Raw genomic sequence first — 20,661 nt, 5'->3', positions numbered from 1 at the left:
GGCCGGCGCGTCGCACATCCGCGTCGTGTTCGCCCGGTAGTTCGGCATTTCCATGTCCGGCTTGAGCACTACCGGTTCGCAACTTTGCGTCACCCGGGCCCGCACCCGGGGCTGCCGAATCTGGTTCTCGACCAACCAACTCCTGCCACGAAGAGGTTGCCGTGACCACCACCGCCGAAGCCCCCGCCGCCACCGCCCTGAGCCCCACGGAGCTGGACGCCCAGGTGCGCGCCCACCTCCCGCTCGTCGGGCACCTGGTCCGCGAGATGCTCGGCCGGCTGCCGGCCCACGTGTCCCGCGAGGACCTCATCTCCGCGGGCATGGCGGCCCTCGCCGGCGCCGGGCGCTCCTTCGACCCGAGCCGCGGCATCCCCTTCGGCAGCTTCGCCACCAGCCGCATCCGCGGCGCGCTGCTCGACGAGCTGCGCGGCCTGGACTGGGCCAGCCGCTCGGTGCGCGCCCGGGCCCGCAAGGTGGAGACGGTACAGCAGGAGCTGACCGGCCGGCTGGGCCGCACGCCGACGCAGGCGGAGCTGGCCGAGGCCATGGGCGTCGGGGTCGACGAGCTCAAGAGCATCGACGACGACGTGCAGCGCGCGGTCGTGCTGTCCCTGCAGGGCTTCACCGCCGGCTCGGCCGAGGAGCTGGTCCCCGAGCGGGCCGCCGGCCCCGAGGACCTCATCCTGCACCGGGAGCGCATCGGGTACCTGCACCAGGCGATCAACGCCCTGCCGGAGCGCCTGCGCACGGTCGTCACCGCGTACTTCTTCGACGAGCGCCCGATGACCGACATCGCCGCCGAGCTCGGCGTCACCGAGTCGCGCATCAGCCAGCTGCGCGCCGAGGCCCTGGTGCTCCTGCGCGACGGCCTCAACAACCACCTCGATCCCGAGATGCTGGCCGGCGCCGGCGGCAACGGCTGCGTGGCCCGCCGGCGCGAGGCGTACTACGCCAACATCGCCGCGCAGGGCGACCTCAGCGCCCGCCTGGCCGTCACGACCCCGCTGGGAATGCCCCGCGCCGCGTAAGGCGCACACCGAGACCCGCAGCGAGTCGCCACGGATGCTCCGGAGGCGACGGACGAACTCGCTGCAAAGCCGCGGCCCGAACGGACTCGGGGGCGGTAGGAGCACCACCCGGGCACGGACGCCCAAAGCACGGACGCACGGTTGGTTCGCAAGGCAGGGGCATGGAGGCCCGCATCGGGCACGGACGCCCCGGACACCGCGTGGCACGGACGCCGGAACGACGCGGGAACACGGAGGTTCCCCATGGGACTCGGGAGCGGCTCGGCAGTGAGGCCGGGCCGCTCCCGAGAACAACCTGTTCGCAACCGAGAGAGACCGTTTGTGTACCCAAAGTGACAGAGGCTGGATCTTGCCGGGCGATCACCGAGAGCCCGCCACGAGTACCGACTCCTGCCACGAAGAGGTTGCCGTGACCAGCACCGCCATCAAGTCGACCAGCGCCGAGCGAGAGGCGCTGGTGCGCACCCACCTCCCGCTCGTCGGGCATCTCGTGCGCGAGATGCTCGGCCGCCTGCCCGCGCACGTCTCGCGCGAGGACCTCGTCTCGGCCGGCATGGCCGCGCTCGCCGGCGCGGCGCGCTCGTTCGACCCCGCCCGCGGCATCCCGTTCGGCAGCTTCGCGACCACCCGGATCCGCGGCGCGCTGCTGGACGAGCTGCGCGGGCTCGACTGGGCCAGCCGATCCGTGCGTACCCGGGCCAGAAGGGTCGAGACCGCCCAGCAGGAGCTCACCGCCTCGCTCGGGCGCACCCCGACCCAGTCCGAGCTGGCGCAGGCCCTCGGCGTGGCCGTCGACGAGCTCAAGAGCATCGACGACGACGTGCAGCGCGCGGTCGTGCTGTCCCTGCAGGGCTTCACCGCGGGCTCGGCCGAGGACCTGGTGCCCGAGCGGACCGCCGGCCCCGAGGAGCTGATCCTGCACCGGGAGCGCATCGGGTACCTCCACCACGCCGTCACCGCCCTGCCGGAGCGCCTGCGCACGGTCGTCACCGCGTACTTCTTCGACGAGCGCCCGATGACCGACATCGCCGCCGAGCTCGGCGTCACCGAGTCCCGCGTCAGCCAACTGCGCGCCGAGGCGCTCATGCTGCTGCGCGACGGGCTCAACAACCACCTCGACCCGCACCTCGTGGCGGCCGCGCGCGACAAGGGCTGCGTGGCGCGCCGGCGCGAGGCGTACTACGCGAACATCGCCGCCCAGGGCGACCTGAGCGCACGCCTGAACCTCACCAACCCGCTGGGCGTGCCGCGAAGCTTCTGAGAAGTTCTCGGATTCGCCCTCAAGAGCCCGGCTGACCAGCCGATATAGGACGCGAGCGAGCCACGGACGGTTCGCCGTACGACCCGATTCACGGAGGAGTAGCCATGGGTCTTCGGATCAACAACAACATCGCCGCGCAGAACGCGTACCGGAACCTGTCCGTCACCGACACCCAGATGAGCAAGTCGCTGGAGAAGCTGTCGTCGGGCTACCGGATCAACCGGGCCGCGGACGACGCGGCCGGCCTCTCCATCAGCGAGGGCCTGCGCTCCCAGATCGGCGGCCTCAAGGTTGCCGTGCGCAACGCCCAGGACGGCATCTCCGTCGTACAGACCGCTGAAGGCGCGCTCACCGAGACGCACTCGATCCTGCAGCGCATGCGTGACCTGTCGGTGCAGGCCTCCTCCACCGGTTCCCAGGACTCCGACGCCCGGGCCGCCGCGCAGACCGAGTTCTCGCAGCTGGGCCAGGAGCTGGACCGCATCGCCTCGACCACGGCGTTCGGCGGCCAGAAGCTGCTGGACAGCAGCAGCGCCTACAACGGCACCTTCCAGGTCGGCGCGAACGGCTCGTCGTCCGACCAGATCGCCGTCGACCTCGGCACCGCCGCGTTCGGCAGCGTCACCGGCGTGACCGGGTTCGACTCGGCCGGCCTCGGCGTGGCCTCGCTGGACCTCACCACGTCCGGCACCGCCGCGATCGACGCCATCGACACCGCGATCAAGGGCGTCTCCACCGCCCGCGCCACCCTCGGTGCGTACCAGAACCGCTTCGAGCACACCATCAACAACCTCAACGTCGCCGTCGAGAACCTGTCCGCCTCGGAGTCGCGCATCCGCGACACCGACATGGCCCAGGAGATGGTGTCGTACACCCGCTCGCAGATCCTGACCCAGGCCGGCACCAGCATGCTGGCCCAGGCCAACCAGGCACCCCAGAACGTGCTGTCCCTGCTGCGCTAGTCGCCAACCGTCCGAGCCCGGTCCCGCGAGGGGCCGGGCTCGGCGCTTTTTCCGAGAAAACTGCTGCTCAAAACCCTTCAGTGGCAAGGGTTCGAGCCGATGTGATGAACGACCGGACCACGGATGGACCGGCCTGACCCGACTCAAGGAGGAAGATCGTGGGTCTTCGCATTAACAACAACATCGCTGCTCAGAACGCTTACCGGAACCTGTCGGTGACGGACAGCCAGATGAGCAAGTCGCTGGAGAAGCTGTCGTCGGGTTACCGGATCAACCGTGCGGCCGACGACGCCGCGGGCCTCTCCATCAGCGAGGGTCTCCGGTCCCAGATCGGTGGTCTGAAGGTCGCGGTTCGCAACGCTCAGGACGGCATCTCGGTCGTGCAGACCGCTGAAGGTGCGCTCACCGAGACGCACTCGATCCTGCAGCGCATGCGTGACCTGTCCGTTCAGGCTTCCAGCACTGGTTCCCAGGACTCCGATGCGCGCTCGGCGGCGCAGACCGAGTTCTCCCAGCTGGGCCAGGAACTCGATCGCATCGCCAACACCACGGCGTTCGGCGGCCAGAAGCTGCTCGACGTCAGTGGTAGTGCCTACACGGGCACGTTCCAGGTCGGTGCGAACGGTTCGTCGTCCGACCAGATCGCGGTCAACCTGAGCACCGCCGCCTTCGGCAGCAGCTCTTCGCTGACCGGGTTCGACTCGGCCGGCCTCGGCGTCGGCTCGTTGGACCTGACGACCGCCGGAACCGCGGCGATCGACGCGATCGACACCGCTATCAAGGGTGTTTCGACCGCTCGGGCCACCCTGGGTGCGTACCAGAACCGGTTCGAGCACACCATCAACAACCTGAACGTCGCGGTCGAGAACCTTTCGGCGTCGGAGTCGCGGATCCGTGACACCGACATGGCTCAGGAGATGGTGTCGTTCACCCGCTCGCAGATCCTGACCCAGGCCGGCACCAGCATGCTGGCCCAGGCCAACCAGGCGCCGCAGAACGTCCTCTCGCTGCTGCGCTAGGACCTGAGGGCTTGACCTGATCGAGGACACCGACAGGGCACGGCATCCAGCCAGGGCGCCGTGCCCTGCCACATCATCCGTGTCACATCAGCAGCGACCGTTGCTCCGTAAGGACAACCCGGCCGCAACTTTCCTCTCAACCGGTGCCCGCGCGGTCCGATGGGACCGTCAGAAGACGCGACCAAGGCCGCGGAAGGCCGGTTTGAGGACTCAGGGAGGAGTGCCATGGGTCTACGGATCAACAACAACATCGCCGCTCAGAACGCGTACCGGAACCTGTCGGTCACCGACAGCCAGATGAGCAAGTCGCTGGAGAAGCTGTCGTCCGGCTACCGGATCAACCGGGCCGCGGACGACGCGGCCGGCCTGTCGATCTCGGAGGGCCTGCGCTCGCAGATCGGTGGTCTGAAGGTCGCCGTGCGCAACGCCCAGGACGGCATCTCGGTCGTACAGACCGCTGAAGGCGCGCTAACCGAGACGCACTCGATCCTGCAGCGCATGCGTGACCTGTCGGTGCAGGCCGCCTCCACCGGCTCGCAGGACTCCGACGCGCGGGCCGCCGCGCAGACCGAGTTCTCGCAGCTGAACCAGGAGCTGGACCGCATCGCCAACACCACCGCGTTCGGCGGGCAGAAGTTGCTCGACGCGGCCGCCCCGTTCACCGGGACGTTCCAGGTCGGCGCGAACGGCTCGGCCTCCGACCAGATCTCCGTCGACCTCGGCACCGCCGCGTTCGGCAGCATCACCTCGGTGACCGGGTTCGACTCGGCCGGCCTCGGCGTGGGGTCGCTGGACCTGTCGACCGCCGGCACCACGGCGATCGACGCCATCGACACCGCGATCAAGGGCGTCTCCACCGCCCGCGCCACCCTCGGTGCATACCAGAACCGCTTCGAGCACACCATCAACAACCTCAACGTCGCCGTCGAGAACCTGTCCGCGTCCGAGTCCCGCATCAGAGACACGGACATGGCCCAGGAGATGGTGTCGTTCACCCGCTCGCAGATCCTGACCCAGGCCGGCACCAGCATGCTGGCCCAGGCCAACCAGGCACCCCAGAACGTGCTGTCGCTGCTGCGGTAATCCACCAAACCGTCCGGGGAGGGGACTCGTTCTCCTCCCCGCTCGCCTTCCTCGAGGAGGTACCGCATGGTCACCGGCGGAAGCGTCGACGGCCTGGTCTCGGGCATGCAGACCTCATCCGTCATCGCGTCACTGATGCAGGTCGAGGCCGCGCCCCAGACCGCGCTGAAGAAGAAGGTCTCCGTCCAGCAGCAGGTCGTGAGCTCGTACCAGTCGATCAACACGAAGATGGGCTCGCTCCTGACCGCGGCGAAGGCGCTCGCCGACCCGACCGCGTGGAAGGCCGCGACGGCCACCTCCAGCTCCTCCTCCGTGCTGGCGACCTCGAGCGCCACGGGCAGCAACCAGAGCGGCTCGGTGACGTTCCGGGTCAAGCAGCTCGCCGCGTCCGAGTCGCGGATCTTCAGCTCGGGCTCGGTGGCCCAGACCAGCGACAGCATCACCAGCGCGTCGAACATCAGCATCACGAACACGGCCACCGGCGAGGTCAAGAACCTGCCGATCACCGACACGTCACTCAAGGGCGTGGTCGACGCGATCAACGGCTCCAGCGACCTCGGCGTCAAGGCCACCGCGATTCAGACCGCCCCCGGCAAGTACACCCTCCAGGTCACCTCGGCCCAGACCGGCGCCGCGTCCGCGTTCAGCATCGACGGCATCGACGGCCTGGGCACCGACGTGGCCGCGACCGAGGGCTCCGACGCGATCCTCACCGTCGGCACCACGAACGCGTTCGACATCTCCTCCTCCTCGAACACGTTCAGCGGCGTCATGGACGGCCTCACGATCACCGCCAAGGCCAAGACGGCCGACACCGATCCCCCGGTCACGGTCAACGTCTCCAGCGACACCGACGGCATCGCCACCAAGGTCCAGGCGATGATCGACGCGGCCAACTCGGCGCTGAGCGAGATCAAGACCCAGACCAGGAACCAGAGCGGCAGCGTGCCCGGCGGGCCCCTGGCCGGCAACTCCTCGATGCAGCAGCTCGCGAGTTCGATCCTGCAGACCGTCTCCGGCGGCGCCGGCTCGCTGGGCAGCCTCAAGGACGTCGGCATCGAGCTGACCCGTGACGGCACGCTGACGTTCGACAAGACCAAGTTCACCTCGGCGATCAACGCCGACCCGGCCAAGACGCAGTCGTACTTCAACGCCACCACCACCAATGCCGCCGGCGGCAAGGACGGCATCGTCGACAAGATGGCCGCGATGGCCGACAAGGCCACCCAGGTCAACACCGGCACGCTCTCCCAGCTGATCACCAGCGGCAACAGCGCCATCACCGACCTCAACGACCGCATCAGCGACTGGGACGTCCGGCTGCAGGCGCGGCAGGAGACGCTGCAGAAGCAGTTCACCGCGATGGAGACCGCACTGGGCTCGCTCAAGAACCAGTCGAGCTGGCTGGCCGGCCAGCTGTCCTCGCTGGGCTGATCACCGAAGGTCCCCGGGAGACTGAATGACGACACAAGCCCTGCGCAACCGGTACGTGGCCGACAGCGTGGCCACCGCTCCCCCGGCGCAGCTGCTGGTGATGCTGTACGACCGGCTCGTGCTCGACCTGATGATCGCCGGTCAGGCCCTCGGCGCCGGCGACACGGCGACGGGCTCGAGCCGGGTGTACCACGCCCAGGAGATCCTCATGGAGCTGCGGGCGACGCTCGACACCTCGGTGTGGAGCGGCGGCCCCGGCCTCGCCTCGCTCTACAGCTACATGATCAACGAGCTGGTGCAGGCCAACGTCGCCAATGACCCGGCGCGGATCGAGACCGTGCAGGGCTTCGCCGAGCAGCTGCGCGACGCGTGGCGGGAGGCGGCGGCGCAGGTGGCCGCCGCCGGGCAATGACGGCCGCGACGGGATCGGGTGCGGGGCCGGACGGCTGGGCGGCGGCGTGGGCCGCCGCCCTGGACGCGATGGAGCTGGAGGCGGACGCCGTCGAGCAGCTCCTGCGCCATCGCGAGCTGCCGCCCCAGATGGTGTTCACCCCGCCCGAGGGCATCGGGCCGCTGCCGCTGGAGCTGACCGACCGGGCCCGCCTGCTCGTGCAGCGGCAGCTCGACCTGTCCCGGGAGCTGTCCATCGCGATCGCCGGCAACCGGCAGCAGTCGCGGCTGGTGAACCGGATGCAGCGCGAGGGCGGCATGGGTGCGCCTCCCCCGGTGTACCTGGACAACCGCACTTGAGTCTTCGGGACGCGTTGCAACCCGAAAACTCTTGGAAAGCGCCCGAAGACGCCGATACGGGCAGCATGAGTCACATTCCGGTGTCCGTCATCATCGCCGCCGGCGGCAGCCCCGACGACTTCCACGCCTGCCTCGAGTCGCTGCGCCCCACCCTCGGCATGCGCGACGAGGTCGTGTGCGTGATGCCCGCCGACCGCCCGGAACTGCGCGCCGAGCTGCGCGGGCAGACGTGGCTGCGGGTCGTGGACTCGACCGGCGCGCTGCCCTGGAGCGACGGGCTCGAGGCCACCCGGCACCCGATCGTGGTCTTCCTCGACGGCGACGTCGTGCTCTCCGCGCACTGGCTGGACCCGGTGCTGGACGCCTTCGGCGACCCGTCCGTGGTCGCGGCCGGCCCGCGCGTGCAGCACAGCTACGGCCCGCAGCAGGCCGACCCGCCGGAGACGGCGATGGCCAGCGCCGCGGCCTTCAAGGCGTACGCGCGCGAATGGCGCCAGCAGCACCGCGACGAGTTCACGGACGTCGACCGCCTCGGCCCGGTGTGCGTGGCGATCCGCCGCGACGCGCTCATGATCGCCGGGGGGCCGAGCATCGACCTGCCGTACGACGAGCTGAGCGCCCAGGGCCGCATCGTGGTCGCGCACGCCGCGCTCGTGGCCCACGTCGGCTCGTCCTCCTGCGGCCTGCGCCAGCCCGACCCGGCCGACGACGCCCCGCTGCTCACCGCGAGCCTGATCGTCAAGGACGAGGAGGACGTGCTGGCGCGCTGCCTCGCCGCGCTGCGCGAGCTCGCCGACGAGATCGTCGTCTACGACACCGGGTCGACGGACCGGAGCATGGAGATCGCGCGGGAGTACGGCGCGAAGGTCGTCGAGGGCTTCTGGAACGACCACTTCGGCGACGCCCGCAGCCGCTGCCTCACGCACTGCTCGGGCCGCTGGGTGCTGTGGGTCGACGCCGACGAGACGTTCACGGGCAACGCGCGGATCGTGCGGGACTCGTTGCGGTACAGCGAAAACGGCGCCTTTTTCGCGACCATCGAGAACCATGAGGGCCATGAGGGCGGCTCCGGCTCGAGCACCATCTACTTCCCGCGCATGTTCCGCCGGGCCCGCGGCCGCATCTACGGCCGCCTGCACGAGCAGGTCATGGACCGCATCACCGGCCGCTCGCTGCAGGGCTCGCTACTGCCCGACCTGGTGCTGGACCATTCGGGGTACACGCGGCTGCGCGGCACGCTCAAGAACAAGGCGGAGCGCAACCTGCGCCTGGCCACGCTGGCCGCCGAGGACGTGAGCGGCCTGACCGCGGTCGGCAACCTGGCCCGCTCCCAGCTCGGCTCGGGCCACCTCGAGGAGTGCATCGCCACGGCCCGTCGCGGCCTGGAGGAGGCCCAGGAGCACACGCACAAGGTGCTGTTCCTGAAGATCCTGGCCGACGCGTACATCACCGTGGGCCGCCTGGCCGAGGCGAACGAGACGATCGACGAGCTGCGCAAGATCGCGAACACCGCGTTCACGGTCGGCGAGCACGAGGTCAAGCTCCGCTTCGCCGAGGGCGACTACGAGCGCACCCTGGAGATCATCGCCGAGCTGCCCGAGTCCGGCGCGAACGACCTGCTGTACGGCGTCGGCCGCGGCCGCTTCGCCGGCCTGCACATCGACGCGCTGAGCCGGCTGGACCGCCACCAGGAGGCCGCGTACCACCTGCGCCAGGCCCTCAAGGAGGGCCACGTCCCGATCCCGGTGGCCCGGATGGCGCAGGTCCTGGGCGCCGCGGACGGCAGCCTGGCCGAGGTGGCGGAGCTGGTCCCGAACGAGAACCGGCGCGGCCTGCTGTTCACGATCGCCGAGGCTCCCCCGGAGGCGGCCGACGAGCTGCTGGAGGCGCTGTGGCGCCGGTACCCCGGCGAGCCGACGCTGCTCACCCTGGCCGCGCGCGTGGGACGGCGGGTGCCGCTGATCCGCGCGATGGAGTGGTCGGCGCGGCTGCGCCAGCACGGCTTCCCGGACCAGTGCACGCTGCTGGCCCTGTCGGCGGACGAGCGCCGTACCCCGCGCGAGCGCACGCTGGCCGCCGCGATCGCCTTGGAGATGTTCCACGACGAGGCCGCGCTACCTTTGCTGAACGAGGCCTTGACGTCGGTGCCGGACGAGCTTTCGGCTGGTGTGCTGGAGGAGATCCGAATCCTGGCCCCACGGGTTTCCGCGAGCATCGAGCTGGCGGACGCTTAGGGTGACGGCGGGTTCGACGCAGCGGAGTTCGCCCCAAGGTCAATTTTGCGGCGTCGGGTAAAATAGGTTTTGAAAGAGGACGCGCAACCGACACCGCGTCTGCCCCGTTTCGACTCCTACTCTTGCCCCTGCCCCGCTCTCCTACCCTGCTCCGAGGCTTCGCCGGATGAGCGCGGCCGGGTCCTCGAACCACTCGTCGTGGTGCGTGGCCGGCCCGAGCATCGCGATCGCCGTCACGTACGCGTCCCGATCCACCCGCCGCCCCGTCAGCCGCCCGACCATCGCCTGCAGGTAGTGGTAGTCGCTGTGGTCGGCGAACTCCCGCACCGCGCCGGAGACGAGCTCGGCCGCCTCGACGTCGCGCCCGAGTTCGAGCAGCGACAGGACGACCCAGCGGCCGGCGGCGGCCCGGGCGCCGGGGCGCTGGAAGACGGCGAGGAAGCCGTCGAGCGCGGCCTCGATGCGGCCGGCGGCGAAGTCCTGGAGGGCGCGGGCGTACGGGAGGTCGGGCGGCGGGGCGTCGGCCTCCGCGGGGAGGTAGGCGCGCACCACACCGGAGCCGGCGCCGGGCACACTCAAGCCGGTGCCAATGCCGGCGCCGAGGCCATTGCCGGGGCCGGGGCCAGCGTCGGGGCCGGGGCCAGCGTCGGGGCCGGGGCCGTTGCGGGATTCGCCCGGGGCGGTGCCTGGGCTGGCCGCCGACGCGCCCGGGCCGCCGCTGCGGCGGGCGCTGGACACGCCCAGGGCGCCACCGCCGCCGCCACCGCCGCTAACGCCGGCGCCGCCGTCAACACCAGCGCCGGCGCCGCCGCTGGGCGCCGTGACCGAGGCCGTGCCGGACGGGGTGGGCGAACCGGGAAGGCGGCGGGCGACCACGCGCCAGCGCACCGCTCGATGGCCCTCGAACGCGGGAAACGACACCGGAACCGCCAGCGTCCCCGCCGTCGTCGCCGCCGCGTGCGCGCGCAGCCGAGCCTCCGCGTCCGCGGCGGCGAACCGCAACCCCGCCAGGTCGAAAACCCAGTCGCCGCGCGCGATCGGGGGCGACCACGAGGCCGCCGCGGTGCGGTACGCGTCCTCCAGGCGCTCCGTGATCACGTCCCACGAGTAGCCGGCCGCCGTCGTCAGGCCGCCCGCGCGCAAGCGCGCCGACAGCCCGGGCTCGTCCAGCACACGGCGGATCTGGGCGGTCAGCGCCGGCACGTCGCCCACGTCGGCCAGCAGGGCGTTCACCCCGTCGCGCGCGTACTCCAGCACGCCGGTGTTCCGAGTCGCCACCACGGGAGTGCCCGACGCCATCGCCTCCAGGCAGGGCAGCGAGAACGACTCGTAGCGCGAGCAGCACACGTACGCCGCCGCGCCGCGGAACAGGGCGCCCAAGACCTCCTGCGACGGGGAGACCACGACACGCCCCAGCGCCTCCAGCGGCGGCCGCGGCGAGACCCACACCAGGTCGACCGAGGACGAGAGAGCCCGAAAGACGCGGCGCATCTCGTCCATGCCCTTGAACGCGTTGCCGTCCCAGCCTACGAAGAGCAGGTACGGGCGGTCCGCGGTCGCGGGCGGGCCCGACGGCGTGAACACCGCGCGATCCACCGCGTTGTGCACCACCCCGGCCGCGACGCCGTACCGCGACCGCAGCACCGAGGCCACCGTCCCGCTCACCGTGATCGTCGCGTCGGCGGACGCCAGGTTGCGCAGCGCGACCTGACGCGTCGCCGGGTCGATGTCCTCGAACAGGTGGAAGTCGCCCTGCTCGAAGTGGACCACCGGGGCCGAGCCGAGCGACCGCGCGGCCAGGACCTGGTCCCAGTACCCGCACACGATCACATCGCAGGCGGGCACCGCGGCGGTCAGCTCCACCCCGAACGGCACCTGCGTGAACGCGGCCCGCAGGTCGAACCAGTCCGGCCGCGGGAAGTGGCTCAGGACGGTGACCTCGTGGCCCCGGGCCGACAGGCGGTTCGCGTGCTCGAACAGCACGCGGGCGCCGCCCCCGACGTCGGTACGCGGGGCCAGGTAGCACAGCCGCAGCGGGCCCGGCGACGAGAAGGGCACCACGGCCGGGGAGGCCGCGACCGCGGACGGCATCGAGCGGCGAGCCGCGAACTCCCGGCCCCGGGCCGCCGTCACCGCCGCCGGCAGGTCGGGGCGCAGGCCGCCGGCCAGGGACGGGTCCGTGTGCTTGAGCCGGAGTCCCATGTCTACAGGTCGATGACGGTGAACGGGCGGCCCGCGGGGCCGAGGGTCGAGAAGCGGCCCCCGCACTCGTCGCGGATCGTCGTGAGCAGGCCGCCGAGGCGCTCGCGGTCCTCGCCGGGCGTGAACACGATCCGGCGGATCTGACGTCGGCGGATGAGGTCCGTCAGGCCCGTGAAGGCGTGGTACGAGCCGCCATCGAGGTTGATCTTCAAGATGTCGACGGCCACGTCGTCGAGCCGCGCGGGATCGGCGAGCACCTCCACGTCGTGCTCGGTGAGCCGGTTGGCGGCGAGGTTGTCGCGCAGGACGGCGGCCGTGGCCGCGTCGGCCTCGAACGCGATGACCTTGCCGGTACCGCCGACGCGCTGGGCGGCCAGGACGGTGAAGTACCCGATGCCGGCGCCGACGTCGACGAAGGTCTGGCCGGGCTTGAGCTCCGAGGCGAGGAAGTCGGTCAGCTGCGGCTCGATCGCGCCCCGGGTCACCAGCGGCGGCATGACGCCGTAGTCGTCGGACGGGACCAGGAGCGTCGCGCCGTACGCCGCTTCGACCAGCATCCGGCCGTTGCCGATGTAGGTGCCGCGCATCCCGTGGGAAGGCGTCCGCAGCGACAGCAGCGTGCGCGCGTTGCGGGCCGGGTCGTCGCTCATCGCGAGCCGGGCGCGGGCGGCCAGGCCCTCGCCCTCGGGCTCGCCGTAGACCACGACGTCGGGCACGTCGCGGCCCCCGGCCAGCTGCCGCATGAGCCCGGCCATCGCGTCGCCGACCGCCTCGGTCACCTGCGGCACGCCCTTGACGACGAGCGCCAGCTCCATGCCGGGCGTGGCCATGGCCAGCTCCATCGCGGCGGCCAGCACGACGGCGGCCGGCTCCACGAGGTCCGGGTCGACGTCGACGACGATCCGCTCGACCGGCGAGGACTTCGCCGGGGCGGCGGGCGCCGGCGCCTCCGCGACGGGAGCCGGGAGCGCCGGGGCGTCCGCGGGGAACGCCGACAGCCAGTGGCACACCGCGTAGGCCGACGGGAACGTCGCGCCCTCGCGCGGGGGTTCGGTCCAGTGGTACGGGTAGAAGACCTCCGACCCGAAGACCGCGGGCGTCACGCGGCCGAGGCCGTCCTGCTCGGCCACGACCCGGGTGAGCAGTTCCGCGCCGGTCTGCTCGTCGCGGGGCCTGCCGGGGCGCCAGGCGACCGAGTTCGGCAGCGCGGCCACGACGGCGGCGATGAGCGGGTGCCCGGGCGCGGCGCCGAGCACGCCGTCGGCGAGGCGGAAGCCGTCCTCCCGCGCGCAGAACACGTCGAGGCCGCCGAGCAGCGGCTCGATGTTGCGCAGGCACTCCAGGTCGGTGCCGAGGAACACGCCGCCGTGGGCGAGCAGCAGCTCGTACCGGAGGATGTCCTCCTTCTGCCCGGGCGGCGCCGCGTCGAAGAGCGCCTGGTTGGTCAGCGGCGGCAGGCCGGCGCCGGTCCAGAGCTTCAGCTCCCAGCCGGGGTGGTGGCGCAGCCAGCTCTCGCCGAACTCGCGCTCGCGCTCGCTCAGCGGGCCGTCGAGCTTGATGCGGTGGAAGACCCGCGGGACGAGCAGTCGTTCGAGCACCGCGGTCATCGGAAACTCCCCACCAGGTCGCGGATGTTCAGCAGGCGCCGCAGGGTCTCGGCGAGCTCGCCGCGCGGCAGCGGCAGGGCGTGGCGGGCCGGGTCGTGGCCGTCGACGGGGGCGAACGAGGCGACGAGGTCGCAGGCGCGCCACAGGTCGTCGGCGCCGTCGCCGGCCAGCATCTCGTAGTCGCAGGGCACGTCGATGTCGGCGGCGGTGATGGTGAGCCCGGGCGGCACCCCGACGACGAGCGTCGCCGCGCCCGACGGCGTCCGTGCGAGCTCCGCGGCGACCTCGTCGAGCAGCGGCGAGAGGGCGCTGATGCCGATGCGCAGCGGGCGGCCCTCCTCGCGGGCGGCGGTGCGGCGGGTGACGAGCAGCCAGCCGAGGCTCGCCTCGATGGAGCTGACCGTCACCAGGTCCTGGTGCATGCGGTCGAGCAGGGTGCCCTTGCCGTGCGGGTCGTGCGCGCGGCGCAGCTCCTCGACGGTGGACGGCCGGTCGGTGGTCATGAGGCGCAGGCGGGCGTCGGTGCGCCGGCCGACCTTGCGGGTGGTCGCCTCATAGGTGGTGCCGCGGTACGCCGGGTGCGTGCGCAGGTCCGGGTGCCGCTCGGCGAGGTGGGCCCGGGCCTGCCCGACGCGGCCGGCCCGGCGCATGAGCGACACCGGGTCGAGGCCGATCCGCACCCGCTGCACCGCGTGCCGGTTGTGCACGACGCGCAGGCCGCGGGCCTTGCGGGAGAGCCGGTAGGCGAGGTCGGCGTCCTCGGCGAAGGGCACCTCGAAGCGAGCGTCGCCGAGCACCGAGCGGCGGATGCTGGAGCGGCCGCCCCAGAACTGGTGCCAGTCGCCGATGCCGTAGTGGCGCAGGCCGTCGTGGCTGCGGTACACGGTGCCCCGGAAGGCGAGCCAGGCCTCGACGGTGCAGGCCCGGTCGGCGGTGGGGCCGGTCCAGCCGAGCACCGCGTCGACGTCGTTGCCGTGCTCGACGTACGTGCGCAGGTGTTCGGCGAGGCACCGGGGCGCGGGTTCGTCGTCGTCGTCGAGGAAGAACAGGATGTCGGCGTGGCTCGCCTCTATGCCGACGTTGCGGGCCTCGCCGGGTCCGGTGTTCTGGTCGAGCCGGATGAAGGTCAGGTCGAGCCGGTCGAGGAAGGGCAGCACGACCAGCTCGGCGGACTCGGCGGAGCCGTCGTCGACGACCACGACGTGGAAGCGCTCGCGGGGCAGGGTCTGCTCGCACAGGGCGGCGAGGCAGTCGTGCAGGGCGGCGGGGCGCTGGTAGGTGGTGACGATGACGCCGAGGGTCAGGTCGGTCCTGGGTGGTTCGAGGTCGCCGGCGAGCTCGCGGTACACGTCGGCCCACCCCTTGCCGGCGCCGGGGCTGGAGTGGTCGAGCACGGGGCTGCCGGGGTCGAGCCAGTCGGCGAGCAGGCCGCGGTGGTCGGCGACGCAGACGAGGTCGGCGCGGGTGAACTGGTCGGTGAGGAAGACCTGGGCGGCCTCGCTCGGCGGCGGCTGCCACCCGGCGTGGACGCTGACCACGAGGGGCAGCCCCAGCAGCCAGGAGCGCTCGAGCAGGGCGGCGTCGGCGAGGTCGCCGGCGAGGTGGACGTGCACCACGTCGACGTCGCGGCCGGCGAGGAGCTCGGCCAGGAGCCGCTCCGACGGGGTGTCGCCGAAGAAGGGTTCGGGGCCGGGGATTTCCAGGGTGTACTGCCTGACCCCCTGCTCCAGCCCGGTCTCCCGGAGGGTCGCGGTCCCCTGGGCACGGGTCGGCTCGATGGCCAGCACGTCCCAGCCGCGGGCCGCCACCTGCCGGGCCAGCGTGGCGCAGCGCCGATACGCGATCGAGTCGCGCGAGGGAAGGATGACGGCCGCACAGGGCCGGCGTGTGTTGTTCCGCACACCGGCCCCATCGGCACCCGATTCACACCTTTAGGAAAACCTTCGGCTCCCCGGCGGCGTGCTGGGGCTTGATCCGCGGCCGCATGAACCTCGGCGCCCACCAGTTCGCGTTGCCCAGCAGCGTCATCACCGCGGGCAGGACGACCGCGCGGATGATGGTCGCGTCGAGCAGGATCGCCGCGGCCAGGCCGACGCCGAGCTGCTTCATGTCGATCGTGCTCAGGGTGGCGAAGATGGCGAACACGGCCACCATCACCACGGCGGCGCTGGTGACCACGCCGGCCGAGCCGGAGATGCCCTGGGCGACCGCCTCGCGGGTGGGCAGGCCCCGGCGGACCGCCTCGCGGATCCGGCTGACGACGAAGACGTGGTAGTCCATCGACAGGCCGAAGAGGACGACGAAGAGGAACAGCGGCAGCCAGGACACGACGGCGTCCATGGACTTGAAGCCGAGGATGCCCTCGGCCCAGGTGCCCTGGAAGATGAGCACGACGAGGCCGTACGACGCCGCCGCCGACAGCATGTTCAGCGCGATGGACGTGAGGGCCACGACGACCGAGCGGAACGTGAACGCCATGACGATGAAGGTCAGGACGAGCACGAAGCCGACGACGAGCGGCAGCTTGTGCTTGATGTGCGCGGCGTAGTCGACGTCGGCCGCGACGAACCCGCCGACGGCGATCTCCGCGCCCGGCACCGCGCCGAGGGTCTGCGGCACCAGCTGGGTGCGCAGCCGGGTGAGCGACTCCTTGGCCTGGTCGGAGCGGCCCTCGAACGGGGTGGCGACGTCGAGCACGGCGATGCGCCCGTCCTTGGACACCTGGACCTGCGGCTCCTGCTCCAGGGGCGCGAACAGCGGGTCGGCGGCCGCCTTCTGGGCGAGCTGGGTCAGGGCCGACCTGGTGGCGTCGAGCTGTCCGGCGGGGACCCGCACCGCGACCTCGTGCACCGTGCCGTTGCTCGGGAACGCCTTCACGAGGCGGTCGTACGCCTGCATCGCCGGCGTGGTCCGGGGCAGGTCCTCCATGCCGGGGAAGGTGAGCCGCATGCTCAGCGCCGGGGCGGCGAGGGCCAGCAGGGCGAGCACCGAGATCGCGAGGGTCGCGGCCGGGCGGCGCAGCGCGGGCCGCAGGATCGCCGACCACACCCGGGATCCGCGCTCGTCGGTGCGGGGCTTGGTGAGCCGCCACAGGAGCGGGACGCGGGGCCGGTCGATCCAGCGGCCGAGCTTGGCCAGCAGGGCCGGCAGGACGGTGAGGGAGCCGAGCACGGCGACGAGCACGACGAGGATCGAGCCGAGCGCGAGGGACGAGAACACGACGTCGCCGGCGAGGAAGAGCCCGGCCATGGCGATCGTCACGGCGATGCCGGAGACGACGACGGCGTGCCCGGAGGTCTCCGCGGCGATCTCGACGGCGTCGAGGTGGGCCCGGCCCTTGGCCCGCTCCTCGCGCTCGCGGCGCAGGTAGAACAGCGAGTAGTCGACGCCGACGGCCATGCCGATGAGCAGGATGACGCTCGAGGTGGTGTCGGTCGACGGGACGAGGTGCGAGGCGAGCGTGGACAGCCCGAGGGCGGCCGCGACCGAGGAGAGCGCGAGCAGCACCGGGATGCCGGCCGCGATGAGCGCGCCGAAGGCCACGATGAGGATGGCGAAGGTGACGGGGAGGCTGAGGTACTCCGCGCGCTTGAAGTCCTGCCCGAGCGTGTCGTCCATGGCCTTGGAGATGGACGGGCCGCCGGTCTCCTCGACCCGCAGGTCCGGGTGGCGGCGCTGGACGTCGGCGGTGGCCGCGGTGAGCGGGGCGAGCCGGTCCGAAGCGGTGTCGGGGTCGCCCTTCAGGGTCACCCGGACGAGCACGGCGCTCTGGTCGCGGGCGGGCAGCGGGTCGGCGACCTCGGCGACGTCCGGCAGCGCCTGCATGGCGGTCTTGACGTCGGCGGCCGCGGCCATCGCCGCGTCGTGGTCGAGCGCGCCGGTGCGCGCGGTGATGAGGACGCTCTCGGCGGCCGGGTTGTCGAAGTGCCCGTCGTCGACGATGACGCCGGCCCGGCCGGACTCGCCGATGGCCTGGTCGCGGTTGGTGGCCTCGACGGTGCCGGCCATGTTCCCGCCGACGAAGCAGACGGCGACGAACGCGACCCAGAGGGCGATGGCGCGCCACGGGTGCTCGGCACTCCAGCGCGCGATGCGAACCGTTACTGGTCTCTTCTCCACGCCGATGACGCTATGGATCGGCCGTGCCGCGGACATCCGGGCTGCACCCGGCCCGCACCCGGATCCACGAACCGGGGGTTCCCCTGAGTATCAGGGGCCGCACGGTGCCACCGGTCTGCAACCGAGCGGCAACCGAAGAAAGCACCGTTCTGCCTCAACATGGCCGGGACCGGGCCGATGCCTCCAGTGAGCAAGGATGGCTCACCCCTTGGCCAATGGACTGGCGACACACCGACGGGGGTCCGATTTTCGTGCTCGAGGACACCACGCAGGTCGCCCTGCACGGAGCCCTGACGGGGCTCGCCAAGCGGCAACGGGTGATCGCCGACAACATCGCCAACATCAACACGCCCGGCTTCCTCGCCGGCCGCGTCGAGTTCGAGGACGCCCTGCGCATGGCCGTGGAGGCGGGCGACCCGACGGACGCGAGCATCACGACGGCGCGGTCGCTGGAGCCCACCCGCGAGGACGGCAACAACGTGAACCTCGACCACGAGGTCCTGTCGAACATCGACACCGGGCTGCGGTACCAGACCATGCTGCGCGCGACCGACGACAAGTTCGGGCTCCTGCGCACGGCCATCCGGGGCTGATCGCGATGACCATCTTCGGCGCGATCGGCATCGCCGGCACGGGCGTGACCGTGTACCGCAAGTGGCTCGACGCGGTGTCGGACAACATCGCGAACATCAACGACGCCGTGCCGACGAGCGGACAGGCGTTCCGCGCCCGCTACGTGCAGGCGCAGGCGGTCCGCTACGGCGACGGCGAGGGCGGCGTCCGGGTCGCGGGCACGGCGCTCGGCGATCCGAAGGGGCGGCTGGTGTACGAGCCGGACAACCCGCTCGCCGACCGGGAGGGCTACGTCAAGTACCCCGACATCGACCTCGGCAGCCAGATGACCCAGCTGATCATGGCGCAGCGCGCGTACCAGGCGAACCTGACCGTCGTCGACCGCGCCAAGGACCAGTACCAGGCCGCGATCCAGGTCGGTAAGGGCTGAGCATGAGCATCGACGCGATCCAGCCGCTCGGCGCCATCTCGCCGCTCTCCTCCGCCATGAACGCCACCGACACGTCCGGGTCCTCGGCGGACCCGGCGGCCGGGACGCAGTTCGGCAACATGGTCGCGCAGGGCCTGCAGAAGCTGCAGGACGTGCAGAACACCGCCGACAACCTCGCCGTCGAGGCGGCCACGGGCCGGCTCACCGACGTGCACGACTACATCATCGCCGCGACCCAGGCCAGCCTCGCCACGAGCCTGACGGTCGCGGTGCGCAACAAGGCCCTTGACGCCTTCAACGAGATCATGAGGATGCAGGCCTGATGCGTGACCGGCTCACCGTGCTCGGCCGGCGGGGGCTGGACGGCTGGAAGTCGTTCAGCCCCGGGCAGAAGGCCGTCACGATCTTCGCCGTTCTGGCGCTCGCGATCGGCGGCTACTTCTTCGCGAGCTGGTCCGGCAAGCCGGCCATGGCCCCGCTGTTCTCGAACCTGGCGTCCGCGGACGCGAGCGCCATCGTGGACAAGCTCAACGCGGACGGGGTCACGTACTCCCTCTCCGACGGCGGCGGCACCATCAACGTGCCCGCCGACCAGGTGTACGCGCTGCGGATCGAGATGAGCGGGGCCGGGCTGCCCGCCCAGGGCGACGCCGGGTACGCGCTGCTGGACAAGCAGGGCATCATGACCAGCGAGTTCATGCAGCAGGTGACGTACCGCCGCGCCCTGGAAGGCGAGCTCGCCAAGACCATCGGCTCGATCAAGAACGTGAACTCGGCGTCGGTGCACCTGGCCATCCCCGAGAAGGACGTGTTCACCGACGACCAGCAGGCCCCGACCGCCTCCGTGCTGGTGAACACGGGCAACCAGTCGCTCACGGGCGACCAGGTCACGTCGATCGTGCACCTGGTGTCCTCCAGCGTGGAGGGGCTCGAACCGGGCGCGGTGACGGTCGTCAGCGCCGGCGGCAAGGTGCTGTCCACGTCCGACTCCAGCGGCGGCTCCGGCGGGGACGGCGGGGGCGCGGCCACGTCGGCCTACGAGCAGCGGCTGCGCACGGCCGTGCAGACGATGCTCGACACCGTCGTCGGGCCCGGGCACTCGGCCGTGAACGTCACCGCCGCGCTGAACTACGACAACACCGAGACCAAGACGCAGAAGTACGTCGCCGACCCGGCCGTGCCGCCGCTGTCGGAGCAGAAGAAGTCCGAGCAGTACTCGGGCGGCAACGGGGTGCCGGTCGGCGGGGTGCTGGGGCCGGACAACATCCAGGTGCCGAACGGGACGGGGGCCGGCGGGGACGGGCAGTACCAGCAGACCACCGAGACCCGCAACAACGCGGTCGGGATGGTCACCGAGACGACGAAGAGCGCGCCCGGGCGGGTGGACAAGCTCGGCATCGCGGTGATCGTCGACAGCGCGGTCGCGAAGGTCGACCTGGCCCAGCTGCAGCAGCTGGTCTCCTCCGCGGTGGGGCTGGACCCGGCCCGCGGCGACCAGATCGCGGTCTCCTCGATGGCGTTCGACACCTCCGCGGCCACCGCCGAGCAGAACGCGGCCAAGGAGGCGGCCAAGGGGCAGCAGGCGCAGGTGATGCAGCAGTACATCCAGATGGGCGCGATCGTGCTCGCGCTGCTGATCCTGCTCATCATCGCGGCCCTGGCCCAGCGCAAGCGCAAGAAGGCGGAGAAGCAGAAGCTCACCGAGGAGCAGAACGCCGCGCTCGAGGAGATGCAGGCCGCCATCGAGGCGGCCCGCGCCAAGCTGGCGCTCGAGGGCGGCGGCGGCCCGGGCGGGGCGGCGGCCCTGGAGGGCGGGGGCGCGCCGGGCGACGAGTTCGACCGCGACGGCCGCTTCCGCGACCTCACGACGATGGTGGAGAAGCAGCCCGACGAGGTCGCGCAGCTGCTGCGCGGCTGGCTCGCGGACCGGCGCGGATGACGACCATGCTGAGGGTGATC

At 71.7% G+C, this 20,661-nt stretch carries 17 protein-coding genes; 13 read left to right on the top strand and 4 right to left on the bottom strand.

Annotated elements, in window-relative coordinates; translation table 11 throughout:
* Nucleotides 1-161 precede the first annotated feature (161 nt).
* The 9 genes from AC6JBM_RS50335 (at nt 162) to AC6JBM_RS50295 (ending at nt 9,771) form a co-directional block, all read left to right on the top strand.
* A complete protein-coding gene (locus AC6JBM_RS50335; protein WP_497980621.1) occupies nt 162-1,028 on the top strand; it encodes a sigma-70 family RNA polymerase sigma factor in 867 nt (288 codons plus the stop codon).
* A gap of 409 nt (nt 1,029-1,437) precedes the next feature.
* On the top strand, nt 1,438-2,289 hold the full coding sequence (locus tag AC6JBM_RS50330; RefSeq protein ID WP_497980620.1) for a sigma-70 family RNA polymerase sigma factor: 852 nt from the start codon (nt 1,438-1,440) through the stop codon (nt 2,287-2,289).
* Between the two features lie 104 nt (nt 2,290-2,393).
* On the top strand, nt 2,394-3,251 hold the full coding sequence (locus AC6JBM_RS50325) for a flagellin N-terminal helical domain-containing protein (RefSeq protein WP_497980619.1): 858 nt from the start codon (nt 2,394-2,396) through the stop codon (nt 3,249-3,251).
* Nucleotides 3,252-3,409: 158 nt separating this feature from the next.
* Nucleotides 3,410-4,270, top strand: a complete 861-nt coding sequence (locus AC6JBM_RS50320; protein ID WP_497980618.1) for a flagellin N-terminal helical domain-containing protein — start codon at nt 3,410-3,412, stop codon at nt 4,268-4,270.
* Nucleotides 4,271-4,495: 225 nt separating this feature from the next.
* The gene (locus AC6JBM_RS50315; RefSeq protein WP_497980617.1) at nt 4,496-5,353 is read left to right on the top strand and encodes a flagellin N-terminal helical domain-containing protein; all 858 of its coding nucleotides are present in this window, start codon (nt 4,496-4,498) and stop codon (nt 5,351-5,353) included.
* 66 nt (nt 5,354-5,419) lie between these two features.
* Entirely contained in the window at nt 5,420-6,787 is a 1,368-nt protein-coding gene (gene fliD / locus AC6JBM_RS50310; protein WP_497980616.1) for a flagellar filament capping protein FliD, read from the top strand.
* A 25-nt stretch (nt 6,788-6,812) separates the two neighbouring features.
* Entirely contained in the window at nt 6,813-7,199 is a 387-nt protein-coding gene (gene fliS, locus AC6JBM_RS50305) for a flagellar export chaperone FliS (protein WP_350626703.1), read from the top strand.
* On the top strand, nt 7,196-7,537 hold the full coding sequence (locus AC6JBM_RS50300) for a hypothetical protein (protein ID WP_350626701.1): 342 nt from the start codon (nt 7,196-7,198) through the stop codon (nt 7,535-7,537). The genes fliS and AC6JBM_RS50300 overlap by 4 nt, the downstream gene beginning before the upstream one ends.
* Nucleotides 7,538-7,602: 65 nt before the next feature.
* On the top strand, nt 7,603-9,771 hold the full coding sequence (locus AC6JBM_RS50295; protein ID WP_497980615.1) for a glycosyltransferase: 2,169 nt from the start codon (nt 7,603-7,605) through the stop codon (nt 9,769-9,771).
* Between the two features lie 141 nt (nt 9,772-9,912).
* Here AC6JBM_RS50295 and AC6JBM_RS50290 read toward each other — a convergent pair whose 3' ends face one another.
* Genes AC6JBM_RS50290 through AC6JBM_RS50275 form a run of 4 tightly spaced genes read right to left on the bottom strand, consistent with a single transcriptional unit; the run spans nt 9,913 to nt 17,699 of the window.
* Nucleotides 9,913-11,973 (bottom strand): glycosyltransferase, encoded by a 2,061-nt coding sequence (locus tag AC6JBM_RS50290; protein ID WP_497980614.1) that lies wholly within the window; start codon nt 11,971-11,973, stop codon nt 9,913-9,915.
* A gap of 2 nt (nt 11,974-11,975) precedes the next feature.
* The gene (locus AC6JBM_RS50285; RefSeq protein ID WP_497980613.1) at nt 11,976-13,580 is read right to left on the bottom strand and encodes a glycosyltransferase family 32 protein; all 1,605 of its coding nucleotides are present in this window, start codon (nt 13,578-13,580) and stop codon (nt 11,976-11,978) included.
* Nucleotides 13,577-15,481, bottom strand: a complete 1,905-nt coding sequence (locus tag AC6JBM_RS50280; protein WP_497980612.1) for a glycosyltransferase — start codon at nt 15,479-15,481, stop codon at nt 13,577-13,579. Before AC6JBM_RS50280 ends, AC6JBM_RS50285 begins: the two co-directional genes overlap by 4 nt.
* 22 nt (nt 15,482-15,503) lie before the next feature.
* Entirely contained in the window at nt 15,504-17,699 is a 2,196-nt protein-coding gene (locus tag AC6JBM_RS50275; RefSeq protein WP_497980611.1) for an MMPL family transporter, read from the bottom strand.
* Between the two features lie 215 nt (nt 17,700-17,914).
* Here AC6JBM_RS50275 and flgB point away from each other — a divergent pair, with 215 nt between their 5' ends.
* The 4 genes from flgB to fliF are packed head-to-tail and all read left to right on the top strand — an operon-like array spanning nt 17,915 to nt 20,641.
* The gene (flgB, locus tag AC6JBM_RS50270; protein ID WP_497980610.1) at nt 17,915-18,292 is read left to right on the top strand and encodes a flagellar basal body rod protein FlgB; all 378 of its coding nucleotides are present in this window, start codon (nt 17,915-17,917) and stop codon (nt 18,290-18,292) included.
* Nucleotides 18,293-18,297: 5 nt separating this feature from the next.
* Nucleotides 18,298-18,702, top strand: coding sequence for a flagellar basal body rod protein FlgC (locus AC6JBM_RS50265; RefSeq protein ID WP_497980609.1), 405 nt, complete (start codon nt 18,298-18,300; stop codon nt 18,700-18,702).
* Nucleotides 18,703-18,704: 2 nt separating this feature from the next.
* Entirely contained in the window at nt 18,705-19,025 is a 321-nt protein-coding gene (fliE, locus tag AC6JBM_RS50260) for a flagellar hook-basal body complex protein FliE (RefSeq protein WP_497980608.1), read from the top strand.
* Nucleotides 19,025-20,641: a flagellar basal-body MS-ring/collar protein FliF gene (gene fliF, locus AC6JBM_RS50255; protein WP_497980607.1), complete on the top strand. Its 1,617-nt coding sequence runs from the start codon at nt 19,025-19,027 to the stop codon at nt 20,639-20,641. The genes fliE and fliF overlap by 1 nt, the downstream gene beginning before the upstream one ends.
* The last annotated feature ends 20 nt before the right edge of the window (nt 20,642-20,661 follow it).

It is taken from the genome of Dactylosporangium thailandense, assembly GCF_059739745.1.
The sequence above is the reverse complement of the archived record's forward strand: the minus strand, read 5'-3'. Positions and strand labels throughout refer to the sequence as shown.